Origin of the sequence: Streptomyces sp. 3211.6, from assembly GCF_003634815.1 — a bacterium.
Classification (GTDB): Bacteria; Actinomycetota; Actinomycetes; order Streptomycetales; family Streptomycetaceae; genus Streptomyces; species Streptomyces katrae_A.
Map to the genome: position 1 here is coordinate 4,615,060 of NZ_RBXC01000001.1, position 18,327 is coordinate 4,633,386.

The window sequence follows — 18,327 nt, forward strand, 5'->3', positions numbered from 1 at the left end:
GGCCTGATCTTGGCTGTAAAGTTCATCTCGAGCTCGCGGCCGGGAAACCGGTGGTGGGACTGGCGTTGGTGGTCCAAGGAAAGGCACCCCACTTCCTGTGGGGGGATGCAGGTGCAAGGCCTGCCCAGCGCTCGATCAAGGCCCCGGCCTCCTCAGGGAGGTCGGGGCCTTTTGCTTGCGGTCTCAGATGGCGGTGGAGACCGCCGTGTGGCGCCATGCGTCGAGTTCGCGCCGGACCAGGGCGAGCTTCGCCTCGACGCGTTCGACCGCGTCCGTGCCCAGCTGCAGGCGCAGCGGCGGTTCGGCGACCTCGGTGATGTCGACGATGGCCTTGGCGCCCTTCACGGGGTCGCCGGGCTGGCGGCCGTCGTTCGTGGCCAGCGCCTCGCGCACCGGACCCGCGCCGACGGCGTAGTCGGGGATGGTGGCGGGTTCGAACCGGATGCTCGAACTGTTGAGGAAGTCGGTACGGAAGCCGCCCGGTTCGATGATGGTGACGCGGACGCCGAGCGGTGCGAGCTCGCCGTGCAGTGCCTCCGAGATGCCTTCGAGGGCGAACTTCGACGCGCCGTACAGACCCACCGCAGGAGCGGTGGCGAAGCCGCCCACGGAGCCGATGTTCAGGACGTGCCCGGACCGCTGGGACCGGAGCGTGGGCAGCGTCGCCCGCAACGTGTTGAGCACGCCGAACACGTTGACGTCGAACAGGTCCCGCGCAGCCTGGTCGGAGGTCTCCTCGATCGCGCCCACGAGCCCGTAGCCGGCGTTGTTGACCACGACGTCGATCCGCCCGAACTCCGCCAGCCCGGCCTCCACCGCGAGCGCCAACTGCTCCGGTCGGGTCACGTCGGCGCTCACCGCCAGCAGGCCCTCCGGCTTCTCCGGGTACGCCTTGAGCACGGCCGACGCGTCCCTCGCCGTGGCGATCACGCTGTGGCCTCGCTCCAGCGCCTCCCGGGTGATCTCCGCGCCGAGCCCACGCGATGCACCAGTGACGAACCAAACGCTCATGTTCTCCCCCAATTCCGATCGTCCGACTGGCCGACGAGTCGACGGTAGAAGCTAGAGTCGGGTCTAGATCAATAAGCACGTGACCGGAGTCACTATGGACCTGAGCATCGGTGAGGTGGCGAAGCGCAGTGGGCTGAGCGTCCACGCGCTGCGGTTCTACGAGCGGGAGGGCCTGTTCGCCAACCCGGTGCGCCGCCTGTCCAACGGCCGTCGGATCTACCACGAGGAAGACGTGGAGTGGCTGGCGATCTGCACCAAGCTCCGCTCCTCCGGCATGTCGCTGGCCTCGATCCGGGAGTACGTCGAGCTGGCCCGTCAGGGCGCGGGCAACGAACGCGACCGCCTCGATCTGCTGCGCCGGCACGAGGAGCACGTCCAGGAGCAGATCCGGGAGTTGCAAGAAGCCCTGGACGTGGTGCGCTACAAGGTACGGATCTACGAGGAACACCTCGCCCGCGGCGAGGCGGACCAGCTCTGGAACCCCACCCACCACCCCTCGGACCGCACGTCCGTCGGCCGCTGACCTTCGAGCAGCCCGTAGCGTTCTGTCGCCCCTGGCGGCCCCGATGACGTCCTGATGGGCATCGGGTGCGGGTATCGGCCCACCAAGTCGGCCAGCCGCCGAGCTTCGAGGAGCGCGTAGCGATCTGCGGCGCCTGGCGGCCCCCGGATGCCCGTCCCGTCGTCATTCGGTGCGGGTATCAGCCCTGGACGGCCGCCGGACGCAGGGATTCGAGGAGCGCGTAGCGATCTGGGGCGCCCACCGGCCCCGATGACGTCCTGGCTGGCATCGGGTGTGGGGATCAGCCCTGGACGGCGGGCGGACGCTGGAACCGGAGGAGCGCGTAGCGATCTGGGGCGGCCGTCTGCCCGGCCGGGGGGATGGCTTCGCAGCTGGGCCGGATGGCCGGTCTGCCGGGCGGGACGGGTCGTCGCATTGCCGGACCGTGTCGCAGATCTTGAGGTTGGACCATGCCGTTCCTTCGGGGGCTTTCCGACAGTCTTTGGCATTTCGGGACGGGCCGGTCTGTCAAGGGTCGCCGCAGGCGATCGCGGAGCGACGCGACGAAGGAGCGCCCTTGACAGGCCGGACCGGCACGAAAGGACAGTGGACTGGCGGGAAGCCCCCCCCGACACTCCACCGACCCCGCCCGAGGGGGCACCGCCCACCCCCAGCCGGAGCCACCCCGGTGAACCGGAACCCGGGTCGCCGGTAAATGTGATCAGCTGATGTACCGTCGGGGGGATGAGCAAGCACCGTCGAGCCGGATCCGGGTCCGGTCCCGCCTCCAGCCCCCGTGCCCGTGCCCGTGCGTCGGAACGCGCCCGGCGGCGGCGTGGGGCGGCCGGGCGGCCGTCGCGAGCGCTGGTGCTGGTCGCCACCGCCGGGCTGCTGCTCTTCGGGGCCGGATGGGTGCACGCCCTCTACGAACAGCCCGGCGCGCCCGTGCCGCCGGCCCGCTCCGATGCCCGGCCCAAGGCCCACGCCGGGCCCCCCGGACACGCCGCTCGCGGTGGCCGCCGTCCCGACGCCCTCCAGGGGATCCCGGCCGCCGCCCTCAGCGAGACCACCCGGGCCCGTATCCCGGCCGAGGCGCGCCAGCTGGTCCTCGTCACCGGCAAGGCCAAGGACTCCTCGGAGTCCACCGTCGGCCTGTACACCCGCCCCGCCCCCGGCGCGGACTGGGTGCGGGCCGCTCAGTGGCCCGCCCGCAACGGCGCCAAGGGCTGGTCCACCGAGCGCGAGTACGGGGACCTGACCTCCCCGCAGGGCGTCTTCTCCCTCAGCGACGCCGGCGGCCTGCTGTCGGCCCCGCCCGGCACGAAGCTGCCGTACGACCAGGACTCCGGTTTCGTCGCCTCGGGGCCCGGGGTGAACGGCGAGTCGCTACAGGGCTCCTTCGACTACGTCGTGGCGATCGACTACAACCGCCGCCAGGGCGTGTCCCCGCTCGACCCGGTGATGCCGGACGGCAAGGGCCGGGGCGGCAACATCTGGCTCCACGTCGACCACGACGGCCCCTCCCAGGGCTGCGTCGGCCTGCCCAGGGCGGCGATGAAGCAGCTCCTGGAGACCCTGGACCCGGCAGCCCACCCGGTCATCGCGATGGGCCCGTCCGGCTTCTAGGGGAGGGCTTCGGAGCCCCGCGCTCCCGCGCCGCCACCGCCCCCGGGCGAGGCCGCCTCGACCTCGGTCCTGCCCCTGCCCCACACCAGCAGCCCGATGTACACGAGGTCGAACACAGAGCACAGCGCGCCCAGCCCCAGGACGAACCCGGACCCGGACCCGGACCTGGACCCGGATCCGGACCCCTCCATCACCCCGAACAGCACCGTCGGCGCGAGGGTGCCCAGCCACTTGGCGACGGCGATCACCAGCGACTGCCCGCGCGGGCCGCGCCGGGCGGCGTAGAGGCCCAGGAACAGCCCCGACATCAGCAGGTTCTGCAGGAACGCGGCGTAGCGCGAGGCGTCGTGCGCGCCGAAGTGCGCGAGGAACAGCAGCTGCACGGCGAAGCCGGTCGCGAAGACGAGCGCGCTCCACGCCGCGAACACCGGCCGGGTCACGAAGGCCGGCAGCTCGGCGCGCCCGTAGCGCAGGTAGGTGTAGACGATCACCAGGTCGGCGGCGCACCATACCAGGTTGACCACCCCTTGCGGGGACAGCCCGGTACGGACGTCGTTGGCGGCGTAGACGGCCTCCCAGGCGAGGTTGAGCGCGAGGGCGGCGACGGGCATCGCGTACGTGCGGTCCCGGAACCCGACCCGGACGGCCTCGACGTACACGAGCGTCCAGGCCAGCCCGCTGACGAGGGTGAGCATCAGTTCCACGGGCGCACCCTAGGCGATGCGCGGCCGGACGCCACGAGCGCTGCGGCACCCTTCGTCCCTGCCGACCCCTTGCCTGACGATCCGTCAGCTACGACGATGGCCCGGACCCAAGACCACCACCACACAGCGGGGCGGACGGCCATGGCACGCGTGTTTCCGGAAGGCCGGCTGGCGTACGGGATGCAGCTCCCGGTCCAGTCGCAGAGCACCATCTACGCCGAACCCTGGGAGGCCGCCGCCGGTGCGGCCGACCTCGCCGAGGTGGCGCGGGCCGCCGACCGGGCCGGCTTCGGGTACCTGGCCACGTGCGACCACGTGGCCATCCCGCGCCGGCTCGCCGGGCCCATGGGCACCGTCTGGTACGACCCGGTGGCCACCCTGGCCTTCCTGGCCGGCATCACCGAGCGGGTACGGCTGCTGAGCCACGTCGCGATCGTCGGCCTGCGCCACCCCCTGGTCACCGCCAAGCAGTACGCGACCCTCGACCACCTCTCCGGGGGCCGGCTGGTCCTCGGGGTCGGGGCCGGGCACGTGCAGGAGGAGTTCGAGGCGCTCGGGGCGGACTTCGCGGGCCGGGGGCCGGTGCTGGACGAGGTCCTGGACGCGTTGCGGGCCGCGCTCGGTCCGGAGGAGTTCCCCGCGTTCGAGGGGGAACGGTTCTCCTTCCGCGACCTCGGCCAGTTGCCCCGTCCCGCCCAGCAGCGGATCCCCGTCTGGGTCGGCGGGTCCTCCCCGGCCGCCGTCCGGCGGGCCGCGGTGCGCGGTGACGGCTGGCTCCCGCAGGGCGACCCGCGCGACCGGATCCCGGCGCAGGTCGCCCGCATCCGTGAGCTGAGGGAGGCGGCCGGGGTGGAGGGGCCCTTCGAGGTGGGGGCGATCACCGAGCCCCTCTACGTCGGCGAGCCCGGCTGGGACACCGGCAGGCGCACCCTCACCGGCAAGGCGGAGGCGCTGGCGGAGTCCCTGCGGGAGTACCGGGCGCTGGGCGTGGACCAGATCCAGGTCCGCTTCCGCAATCGCGACCGTGCCGAACTCGTCGACCAGATCACCGCCTTCGGGTCCGAGGTGGCCCCGCTGCTCAACGACTAGACCGATCCGACCACTAGACCGATCCGACCGCTAGACCTTCCCGACCGCATGGACAAGGGAGTACCCGTGGGCAAGCTGGACGGGCGCGTCGTCATCATCACCGGTGCGGCGCGCGGGCAGGGCGAGCAGGAAGCGCGGCTCTTCGCCGCCGAGGGGGCGCGGGTGGTGCTCGGCGACGTGCTCGACGAGCAGGGTGCCGCCGTGGCCAAGGAGATCACCGAGGAGTGCGGCGAGGACCGGGCGCGGTACGTCCGGATGGACGTGAGCCGCGAGGAGGATTGGACGGCCGCCGTGGCCGTCGCGAAGGAGGCCTTCGGCCGGGTCGACGGGCTGGTCAACAACGCGGGCATCCTGCGCTTCAACGAGCTGACCGCGACGCCGCTGGAGGAGTTCCAGCAGGTGGTGCAGGTCAACCAGGTCGGCGCGTTCCTCGGGATCAGGACGGTCGCGCCCGAGATCGGGGCGGCGGGCGGCGGGACGATCGTCAACACCTCCTCGTACACCGGCCTGACGGGCATGGCGTACGTGGGCGCGTACGCGGCGACCAAGGCGGCCGTCCTCGGGCTGACGCGGGTGGCGGCGCTGGAGCTGGCGGCGCAGAACATCCGGGTCAACGCGATGTGCCCGGGCGCGGTGGACACGCCCATGGCCAACCCGGGGCTGCTGGATCCGGCCGGGATGACGGACGAGGCCCGGGAGGCGATGGCGGACCTGTACCGGAAGGTGGTGCCACTGGGGCGGGTGGGGCGTCCGGAGGAGATAGCGAAGCTGGCGCTGTTCCTGACGGCCGAGGACTCCTCGTACATCACCGGCCAGCCTTTCGTCATCGACGGGGGATGGATGGCGGGGGTCAGCATCCTCTGAGGCGCGCGAGGGCCGGCGCTGACCCGCCCCGTCGACCAGGAGAGCGAATCCATCGAGTGAATCTGACGAGCCGTCAGTTGCCCCCACCTCGGCTCTTGACGCCCCCACTGCACGGTGGAACAGTCGGACCCATCGAATCTGACGCAACGTCAGAAACCTAAGGACGGTGAACCCCTTGGAATTCGGGCTCTTCGTGCAGGGATACGTGCCTGAGGCGCGGTCCAAGGTCGACCCCGAGGCGGAGCACAAGGCGCTGCTCGAGGAGACCCAGTACGTCATCCAGGCCGACAAGTCCGGCTTCAAGTACGCCTGGGCCTCCGAGCACCACTTCCTGGAGGAGTACTCCCACCTCTCGGCGAACGAGGTCTTCCTCGGCTACCTCGCCGCCGCCACCGAACGGATCCACCTCGGCTCGGGCATCTTCAACCCGCTCGCCCCGGTGAACCACCCGGTGAAGGTGGCCGAGAAGGTCACCATGCTCGACCACCTCTCCAAGGGCCGCTTCGAGTTCGGCACCGGGCGCGGCGCCGGCAGCCACGAGATCCTCGGCTTCCTGCCCGGCATCACGGACATGAACCACACCAAGGAGATCTGGGAGGAGACCATCGGGGAATTCCCCAAGATGTTCCTCCAGGAGGAGTACGAGGGGTTCAAGGGCAAGCACTGGTCGCTGCCGCCGCGCAAGATCTTCCCCAAGCCGTACGGCAAGGCGCACCCGGCCATGTGGTACGCCGCCGGGTCCCCCTCCTCGTACGCGATGGCGGCGAAGAAGGGCCTCGGGGTGCTGGGCTTCAGCGTCCAGAAGGTCTCGGACATGGAGTGGGTGCTGGAGCAGTACAAGACGGCGATCCAGGAGGCGAAGGCGATCGGGGCCTTCGTGAACGACAACGTGATGGTCACCTCCACGGCGATCTGCGCGGAGACGCACGAGAAGGCGGTCGAGATCGCGGTCAACGCGAACATGAACCGCTTCCAGTCGCTGGTGTTCCGCTACCACGACACGTTCCCGCGGCCGGAGGCGATCCCGCAGTGGCCGGAGACGCTGCCGGAGTACAACGCGGAGATCATCGAGCTGCTGATCGCGGAGGAGCTGCTGATCTGCGGTGATCCGGCGGAGGTGCGGGCGCAGTGCAAGCGGTGGGAGCAGGCGGGGGCGGACCAGCTGTCCTTCGGTCTGCCGACCGGGGTGTCGTACGAGGACACGATGACGACGATCAAGCTGATCGGTGAGCACGTCATCCCGCACATCGACACGGACCCGGTCCACCGGACGACACGCTTCCGCCAGTCCGCGTAGCGGGCGCCCGCCCCGCGCAGCGGCCCGCCCGGCCCCGGCGGGCCGCACCGGAACGACCCGCAGCGGCCCGCCCACCCCGGCGGGCCGCACCCGCGCGCCCCGCACGCCCCGCGCACCGCGACACGCACCGCACCCCCCACACCGCCCGGCCAGGGCAACGGCACAGGGATCAGGGATCAGGGATCAGGGATCAGGGATCAGGGACACCAGGACGGGAAGGGAACCCCATGCTCGACCACCTCATCCGCGGAGCGACCGTCGTCGACGGCACCGGCGCCCCCGCCCGGGTCGCAGACGTCGGCATACGCGACGGCCGCATCGCCGTCATCGCCGCGCCCGGCACCGTCGAGGAGGAGGCCCGTACCAGTGAGGACGCCACCGGGCTGGTCCTCACCCCGGGGTTCATCGACCCCCACACCCACTACGACGCCCAGCTCTTCTGGGACCCCTACGCCACCCCCTCCATGAACCACGGCGTCACCACCGTCGCCGGCGGCAACTGCGGGTTCACCCTGGCCCCCCTCAACCCCGCCCGCCCCGAGGACGCCGACTACACCCGCCGCATGATGAGCAAGGTCGAGGGCATGGCGCTCGCCGCCCTCGAAGAAGGGGTCGACTGGTCCTGGTCCACCTTCGGGGAATACCTCGACGCCCTCGAAGGGCGGATCGCCGTCAACGCCGGGTTCATGGTCGGACACTGCGCCCTGCGCCGCCACGTGATGGGGGAGGCCGCCACCGGCGGCGCCGCCCCCACCTCCGCCCAGCTGGACGAGATGCTCGCCCTCCTCCACCAGGCCATGGACGCCGGCGCCTGGGGCCTGTCCACCACCCAGTCCTCCACCCACTCCGACGGCGACGGCGCCCCCGTCGCCTCCCGGCACGCCGGGCCCGCCGAACTGCTCGCGCTCTCCCGGGCCGTCGGCGACCACGAGGGCACCCAGCTCGAGGCCATCGTCGCCGGCTGCCTGGACCAGTTCTCCGACGAGGAGATCGACCTCTTCGTCGAGATGAGCGCCGCCGCCGGCCGCCCCCTCAACTGGAACGTGCTCACCATCGACGCCGCCGTCCCCGAACGGGTCCCGCGCCAGCTGGTCCCCAGCGAGCGCGCCCGCAAGGCCGGCGGCCGGATCGTGGCGCTGACGATGCCGATCCTCACCCCCATGAACATGTCCCTCGGCACCTTCTGCGCCCTCAACCTCATCCCCGGCTGGGGCGAGGTCCTCGGGCTGCCCGTGCCCGAGCGGATCGCGAAGCTCCGCGACCCCGGCGTACGGGCCGAGATGCTGCGCCGCGCCGACAGCAAGGAGGCCGGGGTCTTCCGGCGCCTGGCCGACTTCGGGCGCTACGTCATCGGTGACACGTACAGCGAGGTGAACGAGGGGCTGAGCGGGCGCGTCGTCGGGGACATCGCCGCCGAACGCGGGCAGGACGCCTTCCAGTGCCTGGTCGAGATCTGCGCCAACGACGACCTGCGCACGGTCCTGTGGCCGATGCCCACCGACAACGACCCGGCGACCTGGGCCCTGCGCGCCGAGACCTGGCAGCACGAGGACGTCATGCTCGGCGGCTCCGACGCGGGCGCGCACCTGGACCGGATGTGCGGGGCCCCGTACACGACCCGGTTCCTCGGCGACTGCCTGCGCGGCCGCAGGCTCGTCCCGCTGGAGCAGGCGGTGAAGATGCTGACGGACGACCCGGCGCAGCTGTTCGGGCTGCGCGAGCGCGGCCGGATCGCCGAGGGCTGGCACGCGGACCTGGTCCTCTTCGACCCGGAGCGCATCGAGGCCGGCCCGGCCACCTTGGTCCACGACCTGCCCGGCGACAGCCCGCGGCTGGACTCCCGGGCGATCGGGATCGTGTCGGTGCGGGTCAACGGGGTGGAGACCATCCGCGACGACGAGGTGACCGGCGCGATCCCGGGGATCGTGCTCCGGTCGGGCCGGGACACGAGGACGGTGAGCACCCGATGAGCGGTGGGACGAGGGGTCGGCAGGGGCGGGCCCGGGAGCAGCGGCTGTACCTCGGCGGGGAGTGGGTCGAGCCCGAGGGCGGGTACTACGAGGTGGTCAACCCGGCGGACGAGTCCGTGGTGGGCCTGGCCCCCGAGGCCTCGCGGGCGCAGGTGGAGGCCGCCGCCCGGGCCGCCGCCGAGGCCTTCGGTACGTGGTCCCGTACGCGGCCCGAGGAGCGGGCGGCGATCCTGGACCGGGCCGCGGACGTCATCCAGCGGGAGTTCGAACCGCTGGCGGAGCTGGCCCGGGCGGAGACGGGCGCCCCGACCGGGATCGCGCGCGGGATGCAGGTCGGGGTGGGGGTGTCGCGGTTCCGGCGGTACGCCAGGGGGGCGCTGGAGCCGGTGGAGCGCGGGCTCCCGCCGCAGGTGACCGAGGCGGGGCCGATGGGCGCGGCGAGCGTGCTGGGCGCGCTGGAGGTACGCCAGCCGGTCGGGGTGGTCACCTGCATCACCTCGTACAACAACCCGTGGGCGAACCCGGCCGGCAAGGTGGCCCCGGCGCTGGCCATGGGCAACACAGTGGTGGTCAAGCCGGCCCCGCAGGACCCGCTGTCGGTGTTCCGGATGGCCGAGGCGCTGGCGGAGGCAGGGCTTCCGCCGGGGGTGGTGAACGTGGTCTCGGGGCAGGCGGTGGAGGTCGGCGAGGCGGCGGTGGACTCCCCCTACGTGGACATGGTGTCCTTCACCGGTTCGACGGGGGTGGGGCAGCGCATCGCGGAGGTCTGCGGGCGGTCCATGAAGCGGCAGCTGATGGAGCTGGGCGGCAAGGGCGCGGCGGTGGTCTTCGAGGACGCCGACCTGGACGCGGCGGTCATGGGCATCGGCACCACCTTCTCCTTCTACAGCGGGCAGATCTGCACGGCTCCGACCCGGGTGATCGTGCACCGGTCGGTGTACGCGGAGCTGGTGGAGAAGCTGACGGGGTACCTGGCGTTCATGAAGGTCGGGGATCCGGCGGTGAAGGGGACGGTGGTCGGGCCGGTGATCTCGGCGGCGCACCGGGACCGGGTGGAGTCGTACGTGGAGCTGGGCCGCAAGGAGGGCGCGCGGATCGCGTTCGGCGGGGACCGTCCGGTGGTGGGGGAGGGCGGGGGCAACGGCACGGGCAGGGGCAGGGGCCGGGGCAGGGGCTTTTACGTGGCGCCGACCCTGCTGGTCGACTGCACCAACGACATGCGGGTGGTGCGGGAGGAGATCTTCGGACCGGTGGTCGTGTTCGTCCCCTTCGACGGGGGCGAGGACGAGGCGGTGGCCCTGGCCAACGACAGCGACTACGGGCTGATCAGCTACGTGTGGTCGGCGGACTCGGCGCGGGCCTTCCGGGTGGCGCGGCGGCTGCGGGCGGGCGGGGTCGGGGTGAACACGATCGGGCGGAACATGGAGGCGCCGTTCGGCGGGTTCAAGCGGTCGGGCGTGGGCCGGGACGTGGGCTCGTACGCCCTGCACGCCTACAGCGAGGTCCAGTCGATCGTCTGGGCGGGGTAGGGGGCCGAGGCGGGGAGCCGGGGCGGGGAGCTGTGAGGGGGAGCCGGAGCGGTCGGAAAATTGCCTCGGGAAATTTTCGAAACGGACATTCCAGGCGCTCCTGCGGTTTCCGCATTCCGGAACCCCGCGTCCGGCGCCTGCGAATCGGACGCCGGGGCGTGAATGGATCTTGCAATCCCGCGTCGTAAACTACTCCAAGGTTGAAATTCCAAGGCGATTCATTGCGCCGACATACGGACTTAACCAGTCCAGATGTGGAAATCGCACCCTCTACCGTCCTTTCACATGACACAGCTGGACGAGCGGCCTCGGGTCGGAGACACGGTAAGCGGCGTCGCCGCGGGCGACGGCGAGGTGCGCGGCAAGGGCCTCGGCAAAGGCTCCGTCGGCCTGGTGGGCAGCGCCGTCATCGGCATCTCCACCGTCGCCCCCGTCTACTGCCTGACCTCCACCCTCGGCTCCACCGCCGGGCAGGTCGGCCTCCAGATGCCCGCCGTCTTCCTGGCCGGCTTCCTGCCGATGCTGCTCGTCGCCTTCGCCTACCGCGAACTCAACAAGGACATGCCGGACTGCGGCACCTCGTTCACCTGGACCGTCAAGGCCTTCGGCCCGCGGATCGGCTGGATGTGCGGCTGGGGACTGGTGATCGCCACGATCATCGTCCTGTCCAACCTGGCGGGCGTCGCCACGTCCTACTTCTGGCTGCTGGCCGGCGAGATCACGTCCGATCCGTCGATCGCGGCGCTGGACCACAACAAGTTCGTCCACATCGCCACCTGCCTGACGCTGATCGCCACCGCCACCGCCATCAGCTACCGCGGCATGACCGCCACCAAGGGCGTCCAGTACACCCTCGTCGGCCTCCAGCTGCTGGTCCTGGCCGTCTTCGTGGCCATGGCCTTCCAGAAGGCCTCCGCCGGAACCTTCGACACCGGCGTCCACTTCTCCTGGCAGTGGATGAACCCCTTCGCGGTCGAGTCCATGGGCGCCTTCACCGCCGGACTCTCGCTCTCGATCTTCATGTACTGGGGCTGGGACACCTGCCTCACCGCGAACGAGGAGACCATCGGCTCCGCCAAGACGCCGGGCCGCGCCTCGCTCATCGCGATGGTCGTCCTCGTCGGCTCCTACCTGGCCACCGGAGTCGCCGCCCAGATGGCCGTCGGCTCCGGCGACAAGGGCCTGGGCCTGGGCAACCCCGAGACCTCCGGCAACGTCTTCGCCGCGCTGGCCGGCCCGGTCATGGGCCCGCTCCTCGGCATCCTGCTCTTCGTGGCGGTCCTCGCCTCCGCGGCCGCCTCGCTCCAGACCACCTTCATCCCGGTCGCCCGCACCGTCCTGGCCATGTCCACGTACGAGGCCCTGCCCGCCTCGTACGCCAAGGTCCACCCCCGCTTCAAGACCCCGGGCCGCGCCACCGTCACGGCGGGCGTCGCGACCGGCGCGTTCTACACGGTCATGACCCTGGTCAGCGAGAACGTCCTCACCGACACGATCTTCGCGCTCGGCCTGATGATCTGCTTCTACTACTCCCTGACGGCCTTCGCCTGCGCCTGGTACTTCCGCGGCGACCTGCGCCGCTCCGCCCGCGACCTGTTCTTCAAGGGCGTCTTCCCGGTCCTGGGCGGCCTCCTCCTGGCGGCGGTCTTCGTCAAGACCCTCACCGACGCCTGGGACCCCTCGTACGGCTCCGGCTCCAGCATCCCCGGCCTGGGCGTCGGCAGCGTCTTCGTCATCGGCGTCGGGCTGCTGGCCCTGGGCGTGGTCATCATGCTGATCACGCAGCGCCGCAGCCCGGCCTTCTTCCGCGGCGAGGTCCTGACGAAGTCGACCCCGTCCCTGGTGGTCGAGGACTGACGGGGCGGCCGTGCCGCGGGCTGCGGTGTGCGGCGGAGCTTCACGCGAACGAGGGGGTGGGCGGTGACCCCGGGTGCGGCGGGGTCGTTGGGCCGGGCATGACTGCCATCAAGCGCACCCTGTCCGCCCTGGCCCTCACCGGCGGCGCCGCCCTCGCCCTCACCCCCTCCGCCCACGCCGCCGACGGGCCCACCCTCGGGAACCAGCCCGTAGTCGAGCGGGTGGTCGACATCGCCGGCCACCCGGGCCAGGCGATGAAGGACACCAAGACCGCCCTCGACGTCACCACCGCCGTCGCCGGCAGCGCCACCAAGTCCACCCAGGGCTCCCTCGCCGGCGCCGACACCGGCCTGGCCGGCGGCCTGCCGCAGGCTCCGTCGGTGCGCTGAGGCCCTACTTCGCGCGGGTGACCAGGACCAACGGGATCTCGCGGGCCGTGGCCGCGCGGTAGGCCCCGTACGACGGCATCGCGGCCACCACCACCGGCCACAGCCGCTCCGCCTCCGCCGGACTCGCACGGCGGGCCCGCGCGGGAAAGGTCTCGGCGCCGACCTGGACGGTGACGTCCGGGTCGGCGGCCAGGTTCAGGTACCAGGCCGGGTGGCGGTCGGAGCCCGCATTGGAGGCCGTGAGGACGTACGTGGGGGCGGCGGCTGCGGTGTCGTCCGGGACGTAGGCCAGCGCCGTGCGGCGCAGGACGCCCGATCGGCGGCCGCGGGTCGTCAGGAGCAGGTCCCGGATGCCGGGGCGGGGATGGCCGCCGGTCTCCTCGAAGCGGCGGATGTGGTCGGCCACCCAGGGGTTGGGGCTGTCGGTCGCTGCGGTCGTGGTGGTGGTGGCCGTGGTGGTGGTCGTGGTGGTGGTCGTGGTCGTGTCCGTCGCTGTGTCCGTCACCGCGTCCGTGGCCGTGGTCGCGCTCATGCCCCGGCCACCCCGGCGTGCACCCCGTGGAGGGTGGGAGCGGTCAGTTCGTCCAGTACGGCGGCGGCGAAGTCGGCCGGGGTGACGCGGCTGTCGGCGTCCGCGTCGGCGAGGGTGTAGCCGCCGGTGGGGGCGCCGGTGTGGTCGAAGTCCCCGGCCGGGGAGAGGACCGCCCAGTCCAGCGCTTCCGGCGCGGCCGCGCGCAGGGCCTTGGTGCCGGCCGCGTGGCCCTCGTAGAACGCCCGCCATTCCTGCGGGTACCCCGGTGTGTCCATCAGCAGCGGGCCTGCGGCGGTGGGCAGTACGGAGGCCAGGCCGACGCCGACCAGGCGGCGCACGCCTGCGCGGGGCAGGCTCGTGGCCAGGGCTCGGGCGGCGGCCGGGAAGAAGTCCCCCGGCACGGCCTGAGGGTCGTACACCGCCGCCACCGCCGCGTCGTGACCCGCCGCCAGGCGGGCGACGTCGTCGGGGGAGGCGAGGTCTCCGGCGCTCCGGCCGACGGGTGTGACCTCCAGTCCCCGCGACCGGGCTTCGGCCACGACGGCCCGGCCGACGCGGCCGGTGGCGCCGAAGACGATGAGGGTGGGTGCGCTGCTGTTCTCGGTTGGCATGCGGCGAGCGTAGGAAAGGGGGTGGTTACCGATCGGATACCGGCCTACGGTGGCGATCATGACGCTGCCGCCCCTGGACCCCGAGATGTTCGACCCCGTCTGCCCCTCGACGCTCGTGCCGTTCCGGGTCGGCGACAAGTGGGCCCCGCTGATCCTGCGCTGCCTGGAGGGCGGTCCGCGCCGCTTCTCGGAGCTGAAGGTGCCGCTGCGCGGGATCACCTCGAAGTCCCTGACGCAGTCGCTGCGGGGACTGGAGCGGGACGGGTTCGTGACGCGGGAGGAGAGCGGGGACGGCGGCCCCGAGCGGCGTGTGGAGTACGCCCTCACGCTGCTCGGCCGGGGCCTGCTGGGCCCGCTGGACGCCGCCTGTGCGTGGACGCGGGAGCACTGGGACGAGCTGATCGACGCCCGCGAGGAGGGGCTCGCGGCCGCGGCCGCTCAGCCCCAGGTGCGGGAGCAGAGCACCAGGCGGTAGCCGTCGGGGTCGGCGATGGTGACGCCGTACTCGTCCCAGTACGGGTTGTTGGACGGGACCTGCTCGCCGCCGCACTCGATCAGACGGCGCACGAGCGCGGCGTCGGGATCCTGCCCGAGGTAGACCACGAACAGGTCGTCCACGGTGGGGGACGGCTCGACGGGGTTCTCGGGGTCCCGGGTCAGCTCGAAATGCCACCCGCCGCCGGCCGGTCCGACCATGACGAGGTCGTGCTCCCCGGGAACGTGCCCGGAGGTCCGCCACAGGACGTCGAGCCCGAGCCCGTCGACGTAGAACCGCTCGGCGGCCGCGAGATCGCGGGAGGGTCGGGCGACGCGGACGTGGGTGTGTGCATCGATCATGCCCCCGGAGCTTAGGGGGAGGGACCGGGGGAGGGGCGGGGGCGGGGCGACGGTCTGTCAGGTGGCGGGGCGGCTGCGGCTGGGGGTGGGCGGTGCCCCCTCGGGCGGGGTCGGTGGAGTGTCGGGGGGGGCTTCCCGCCAGTCCACTGTCCTTTCGTGCCGGTCCGGCCTGTCAAGGGCGCTCCTTCGTCGCGTCGCTCCGCGATCGCCTGCGGCGACCCTTGACAGACCGGCCCGTCCCGAAATGCCAAAGACTGTCGGAAAGCCCCCGAAGGAACGGCATGGTCCAACCTCAGGATCTGCGACACGGTCCGGCAATGCGACGACTCGTTCCGCCCGGCAGACCGGCTATCCGGCCCAGCTGCGAAGCCATCCCCCCGGCCGGGCAGACGGCCGCCCCAGATCGCTACGCGCTCCTCCGGTTCCAGCGTCCGCCCGCCGTCCAGGGCTGATCCCCGCACCTCATGCCAATGAGGACGTCATCGGGACCGGTGGGCGCCCCAGATCGCTACGCGCTCCTCGAATCTCTGCGTCCGGCGGCCGTCCAGGGCTGATACCCGCACTCAATGACGACGGGACGGGCATCCGGGGGCCGCGGGACGCCACAGATCGCTACGCGCTCCTCGAAGCTCGGCGGCTGGCCCTCTTGTTGGGCTGATATCTGCATAAAAGGAGCAGGAGGGGGCAAGGGGTGGTTGGATTCCGGTTCTTGGTCGGGGAGATGGTTTCGGGGCTGGATCTCGTGTAAAGTTGATCTCGAGCTCGCGGCCGGGAAACCGGTGGTGGGACTGGCGTTGGTGGTCCAAGGAAAGGCACCCCACTTCCTGTGGGGGGATGCAGGTGCAAGGCCTGCCCAGCGCTCGATCAAGGCCCCGGCCTCCTCAGGGAGGTCGGGGCCTTTGCGTTGGCTACTTCCGTTCGGCCGCGCTGCGTTCCACGCAGAACTCGTTGCCTTCAGGGTCGGCAAGGGTCGCCCAGCCGGTTCCGTCGGGGTTGCGGTGGTCACCGACGAGCTTGGCGCCGAGGGCGACGAGCCGTTCCACTTCCTCGTCCCGCGTGCGGTCCTGCGGCTGGACGTCCAAGTGCACCCGGTTCTTCACGGACTTGGTGTCGGGTACCTGGATGAACAGGAGCGACCCGCCTTCCGTCGAGAGCAATGCCTCCGGGTCGCCCGGGGAATCATCCTCGTGCAGGGTGCCGTTGAGGACCTGCGCCCAGAACTGGCCCAGGGCGTAGGCGTCGTGGCAGTCGATGGTGATGTGCCGGATGAGAGAAGTCATGTACGCACACTAGCCGCCCTCGTGTCCGACGTCATAGCGTTTATCTACAGTCCATTGCAATGCCCTTGGTTAGCTCGTTGCGTTGAAATCTGGACCGTTGCAACGATTTCATGGGTCTGACCTCCATAGATGTAGATCGTGCGCAACGAATGTGTTGTCAGGTCTTCGAATGCAACGTAGCGTTTCTCATGTCAGAAAGCAGCGGGCCGAACGGGGCGCGCGATACCGATGAAGGAGAGCACGATGCAGACGTTCGCCACCGCCACCCCGGTTTCCGCCGTCCTGGACATCCCCGCCGGCCGGGTGCGGCTCATCGCCGCCGACCGGGCCGACGCCACGGTCGAGGTCCTGCCCGCAGACCCCTCGAAGAGCCGCGACGTGAAGGCGGCCGAGCTGATCGAGGTCGCATACGCCGACGGCGTCCTCCGGGTCGTCGCCGCTCCGGCCAAGAACCGGATCACGGGCAACTCCGGCTTCGTGGACGTGACCGTGCAGCTGCCTGCCGGCTCGCACGTCGAGGCCAAGCTCGCCTCCGCCGAGGTGGAGGGCAAGGGCCGCCTGGGTGATGTCGTCCTCGAGGCCGCGCAGGCGCAGGTCGAGCTGGACGAGACCGCCTCCGCCCGCGTCACCGTCCAGGCGGGCGACGTCTCCCTCGGCCGCCTGGGCGGCCCGGCGGAGATCAACACCCAGAAGGGCGAGATCACCATCACCGAAGCCACGTCCGGCGTGGTCACCCTGACCACCCAGCACGGCAACATCACCGTGGGCGCCGCCCGTGACGCCGCCGCCACCCTGGACGCCGGCACCGCCTTCGGCCGCATCGACAACGCCCTCCAGAACGCCGGAGGCACCCCCCTGGCCATCCACGCCACCACCGCCTTCGGTGACATCACCGCCCGCACCATCTGACCAGCCCCAGACGGCCGCCAGCCGCCGAAATCCGAGGAGCGCGTAGCGATCTGCGGCGCCTGGCGGCCCCGATGACGTCCTGATGGGCATCGGGTGCAGGTATCAGCCCAACAAGACGGCCAGCCGCCGGGATTCGAGGAGCGCGTAGCGATCTGGGGCGCCCACCGGTCCCGATGACGTCCTCATTGGCATGAGGTGTGGGGATCAGCCCTGGACGGCGGTCGGACGCTGAAACGGGAGGAGCGCGTAGCGATCTGGGGCGGCCGTCTGCCCGGCCGGGGGGATGGCTTCGCAGCGGGGCCGGATGGCCGGTCTGCCGGGCGGAACGGGTCGTCGCATTGCCGGACCGTGTCGCAGATCTTGAGGTTGGACCATGCCGTTCCTTCGGGGGCTTTCCGAACAGTCTTTGGCATTTCGGGACGGGCCGGTCTGTCAAGGGTCGCCGCAGGCGATCGCGGAGCGACGCGACGAAGGAGCGCCCTTGACAGGCCGGACCGGCACGAAAGGACAGTGGACTGGCGGGAAGCCCCCGACACTCCACCGGTCCCGCCCGAGGGGGCACCGCCCACCCGAAGTCCCGGTCCCCCCGTAAAAGAAGGTGCGGGTGTACGCGGCCCCGGCCTAGCTTGAGGCGGTGAGCAGCGACTATCCATTCGCCGACGGCTACAACCTCGTCTGGGACCTGACCGGCTTCGGTGACGCGGACGAGGAGATAGTCGAGTCCGTTTCGCTGTCCCGGGACCAGTTCCTGAAGATCAGACACCTGTTCGTGCTGGGTGACGATCCCTGGATGGTGGCGGGTGAGTACCGTGTGGCGCCGAGCATCTGGGCGCACGTCCGCCGCGTTGTGCCGGGTGTCCGGTTCCAGCGCGATGCCGAATACTTCCTCGGCGCCCGTCAGGCCCTGCCTGACGGGCGCTTCTGGCGTCCGGCCCCGGGCGTGGCGGCGCCGGGGCCGATCCCGCCGTTCTAGGCGGTCACCCCGCCCAGGAACGCGGTCCAGGTGGAGGGGGCGACCTTCAGCTCAGGACTGGCCGCGAGCTTCGAGTCCCGGATGTGCACGGTGTCGGTGCAGGTGGCGAACTCGACGCAGTCGTCGCCGTCCCCGCTGCTGTAGGTGGACTTGTGCCAGGAGGGACGCTGACGGTGTACCCCGTCGGGTGCTCCAGGCGGCCGCACGGCATGTCGATCCGGATGTCCTCGGCGCGCACCCCGGACCGCGTCAGGTCCTCCAGGTAGGCGCGCAGCTCGTCGCGGTCCAGCGTCGAGAAGCGTGGCTCCCACCGGCCCGGCGCCTGCCGCTCGCGCCGGGCGTTGGCC

19 protein-coding genes and 1 tRNA gene are annotated in these 18,327 nt (G+C 71.4%); 13 read left to right on the forward strand and 7 right to left on the reverse strand.

Translation table 11 applies throughout. The annotated features are described in order from the left end of the window. Positions 1–62: 62 nt before the first annotated feature. Positions 63–132, forward strand: a tRNA-Gly gene (locus BX286_RS36125). A gap of 51 nt (positions 133–183) precedes the next feature. On the opposite strand, the gene BX286_RS21380 is transcribed toward BX286_RS36125, so the two are convergent. Then, on the reverse strand, positions 184–1,011 hold the full coding sequence (locus tag BX286_RS21380) for an oxidoreductase (protein ID WP_079429201.1): 828 nt from the start codon (positions 1,009–1,011) through the stop codon (positions 184–186). Positions 1,012–1,105: 94 nt separating this feature from the next. Between BX286_RS21380 and BX286_RS21385 the strand changes: the two genes are divergently transcribed. Together BX286_RS21385 and BX286_RS21390 are read left to right on the forward strand one after the other, a co-directional pair. Continuing rightward, positions 1,106–1,534, forward strand: a complete 429-nt coding sequence (locus tag BX286_RS21385; RefSeq protein WP_100863125.1) for a MerR family transcriptional regulator — start codon at positions 1,106–1,108, stop codon at positions 1,532–1,534. 723 nt (positions 1,535–2,257) lie between these two features. Further along, positions 2,258–3,139 carry a L,D-transpeptidase family protein gene (locus BX286_RS21390; RefSeq protein ID WP_100863124.1) on the forward strand — a complete coding sequence of 294 codons (882 nt, stop codon included), beginning with the start codon at positions 2,258–2,260 and terminating at the stop codon, positions 3,137–3,139. Here the strand turns inward: BX286_RS21390 and BX286_RS21395 are convergent. Further along, complete coding sequence (locus tag BX286_RS21395; protein ID WP_261993638.1) at positions 3,136–3,834, reverse strand: hypothetical protein; 699 nt, start codon at positions 3,832–3,834, stop codon at positions 3,136–3,138. The two genes, BX286_RS21390 and BX286_RS21395, sit on opposite strands and share 4 nt — an antisense overlap. Before the next feature lie 150 nt (positions 3,835–3,984). On the opposite strand from BX286_RS21395, the gene BX286_RS21400 reads away from it, so the two are divergent. From BX286_RS21400 to BX286_RS21430, 7 genes are all read left to right on the forward strand, one after another. Continuing rightward, entirely contained in the window at positions 3,985–4,932 is a 948-nt protein-coding gene (locus BX286_RS21400; RefSeq protein WP_237293024.1) for an LLM class F420-dependent oxidoreductase, read from the forward strand. 66 nt (positions 4,933–4,998) lie between these two features. Further along, positions 4,999–5,796, forward strand: coding sequence for an SDR family NAD(P)-dependent oxidoreductase (locus BX286_RS21405; RefSeq protein ID WP_121016031.1), 798 nt, complete (start codon positions 4,999–5,001; stop codon positions 5,794–5,796). Positions 5,797–5,971: 175 nt separating this feature from the next. Further along, positions 5,972–7,093, forward strand: a complete 1,122-nt coding sequence (locus BX286_RS21410) for an LLM class flavin-dependent oxidoreductase (protein WP_079429204.1) — start codon at positions 5,972–5,974, stop codon at positions 7,091–7,093. A gap of 227 nt (positions 7,094–7,320) precedes the next feature. Further along, positions 7,321–9,063 carry an amidohydrolase family protein gene (locus BX286_RS21415; RefSeq protein ID WP_079429205.1) on the forward strand — a complete coding sequence of 581 codons (1,743 nt, stop codon included), beginning with the start codon at positions 7,321–7,323 and terminating at the stop codon, positions 9,061–9,063. Beyond that, positions 9,060–10,592: an aldehyde dehydrogenase family protein gene (locus BX286_RS21420; protein WP_100863121.1), complete on the forward strand. Its 1,533-nt coding sequence runs from the start codon at positions 9,060–9,062 to the stop codon at positions 10,590–10,592. Before BX286_RS21415 ends, BX286_RS21420 begins: the two co-directional genes overlap by 4 nt. Before the next feature lie 285 nt (positions 10,593–10,877). Further along, a complete protein-coding gene (locus tag BX286_RS21425) occupies positions 10,878–12,449 on the forward strand; it encodes an APC family permease (protein ID WP_100863120.1) in 1,572 nt (523 codons plus the stop codon). A gap of 98 nt (positions 12,450–12,547) precedes the next feature. Continuing rightward, positions 12,548–12,838 (forward strand): hypothetical protein, encoded by a 291-nt coding sequence (locus BX286_RS21430; protein ID WP_237293026.1) that lies wholly within the window; start codon positions 12,548–12,550, stop codon positions 12,836–12,838. 4 nt (positions 12,839–12,842) lie between these two features. On the opposite strand, the gene BX286_RS21435 is transcribed toward BX286_RS21430, so the two are convergent. Together BX286_RS21435 and BX286_RS21440 are read right to left on the reverse strand one after the other, a co-directional pair. Next, positions 12,843–13,370, reverse strand: coding sequence for a nitroreductase/quinone reductase family protein (locus tag BX286_RS21435; protein WP_121016034.1), 528 nt, complete (start codon positions 13,368–13,370; stop codon positions 12,843–12,845). Further along, positions 13,367–13,981, reverse strand: coding sequence for an NAD(P)-dependent oxidoreductase (locus BX286_RS21440; RefSeq protein WP_121016036.1), 615 nt, complete (start codon positions 13,979–13,981; stop codon positions 13,367–13,369). The genes BX286_RS21435 and BX286_RS21440 overlap by 4 nt, the downstream gene beginning before the upstream one ends. A gap of 58 nt (positions 13,982–14,039) precedes the next feature. On the opposite strand from BX286_RS21440, the gene BX286_RS21445 reads away from it, so the two are divergent. After that, complete coding sequence (locus BX286_RS21445) at positions 14,040–14,456, forward strand: helix-turn-helix domain-containing protein (protein WP_079431890.1); 417 nt, start codon at positions 14,040–14,042, stop codon at positions 14,454–14,456. Here the strand turns inward: BX286_RS21445 and BX286_RS21450 are convergent. After that, positions 14,420–14,818, reverse strand: a complete 399-nt coding sequence (locus BX286_RS21450; protein ID WP_079429210.1) for a VOC family protein — start codon at positions 14,816–14,818, stop codon at positions 14,420–14,422. The two genes, BX286_RS21445 and BX286_RS21450, sit on opposite strands and share 37 nt — an antisense overlap. A gap of 908 nt (positions 14,819–15,726) precedes the next feature. Beyond that, positions 15,727–16,098 carry a VOC family protein gene (locus tag BX286_RS21460; RefSeq protein ID WP_079429212.1) on the reverse strand — a complete coding sequence of 124 codons (372 nt, stop codon included), beginning with the start codon at positions 16,096–16,098 and terminating at the stop codon, positions 15,727–15,729. 243 nt (positions 16,099–16,341) lie between these two features. Here BX286_RS21460 and BX286_RS21465 point away from each other — a divergent pair, with 243 nt between their 5' ends. Then, positions 16,342–17,007, forward strand: a complete 666-nt coding sequence (locus tag BX286_RS21465) for a DUF4097 family beta strand repeat-containing protein (protein WP_100863117.1) — start codon at positions 16,342–16,344, stop codon at positions 17,005–17,007. 634 nt (positions 17,008–17,641) lie between these two features. Beyond that, positions 17,642–17,980: a hypothetical protein gene (locus tag BX286_RS21470; protein ID WP_079429214.1), complete on the forward strand. Its 339-nt coding sequence runs from the start codon at positions 17,642–17,644 to the stop codon at positions 17,978–17,980. Here BX286_RS21470 and BX286_RS21475 read toward each other — a convergent pair. Next, a complete protein-coding gene (locus tag BX286_RS21475; RefSeq protein WP_121016037.1) occupies positions 17,977–18,186 on the reverse strand; it encodes a DUF397 domain-containing protein in 210 nt (69 codons plus the stop codon). The two genes, BX286_RS21470 and BX286_RS21475, sit on opposite strands and share 4 nt — an antisense overlap. Positions 18,187–18,327 lie beyond the last annotated feature (141 nt).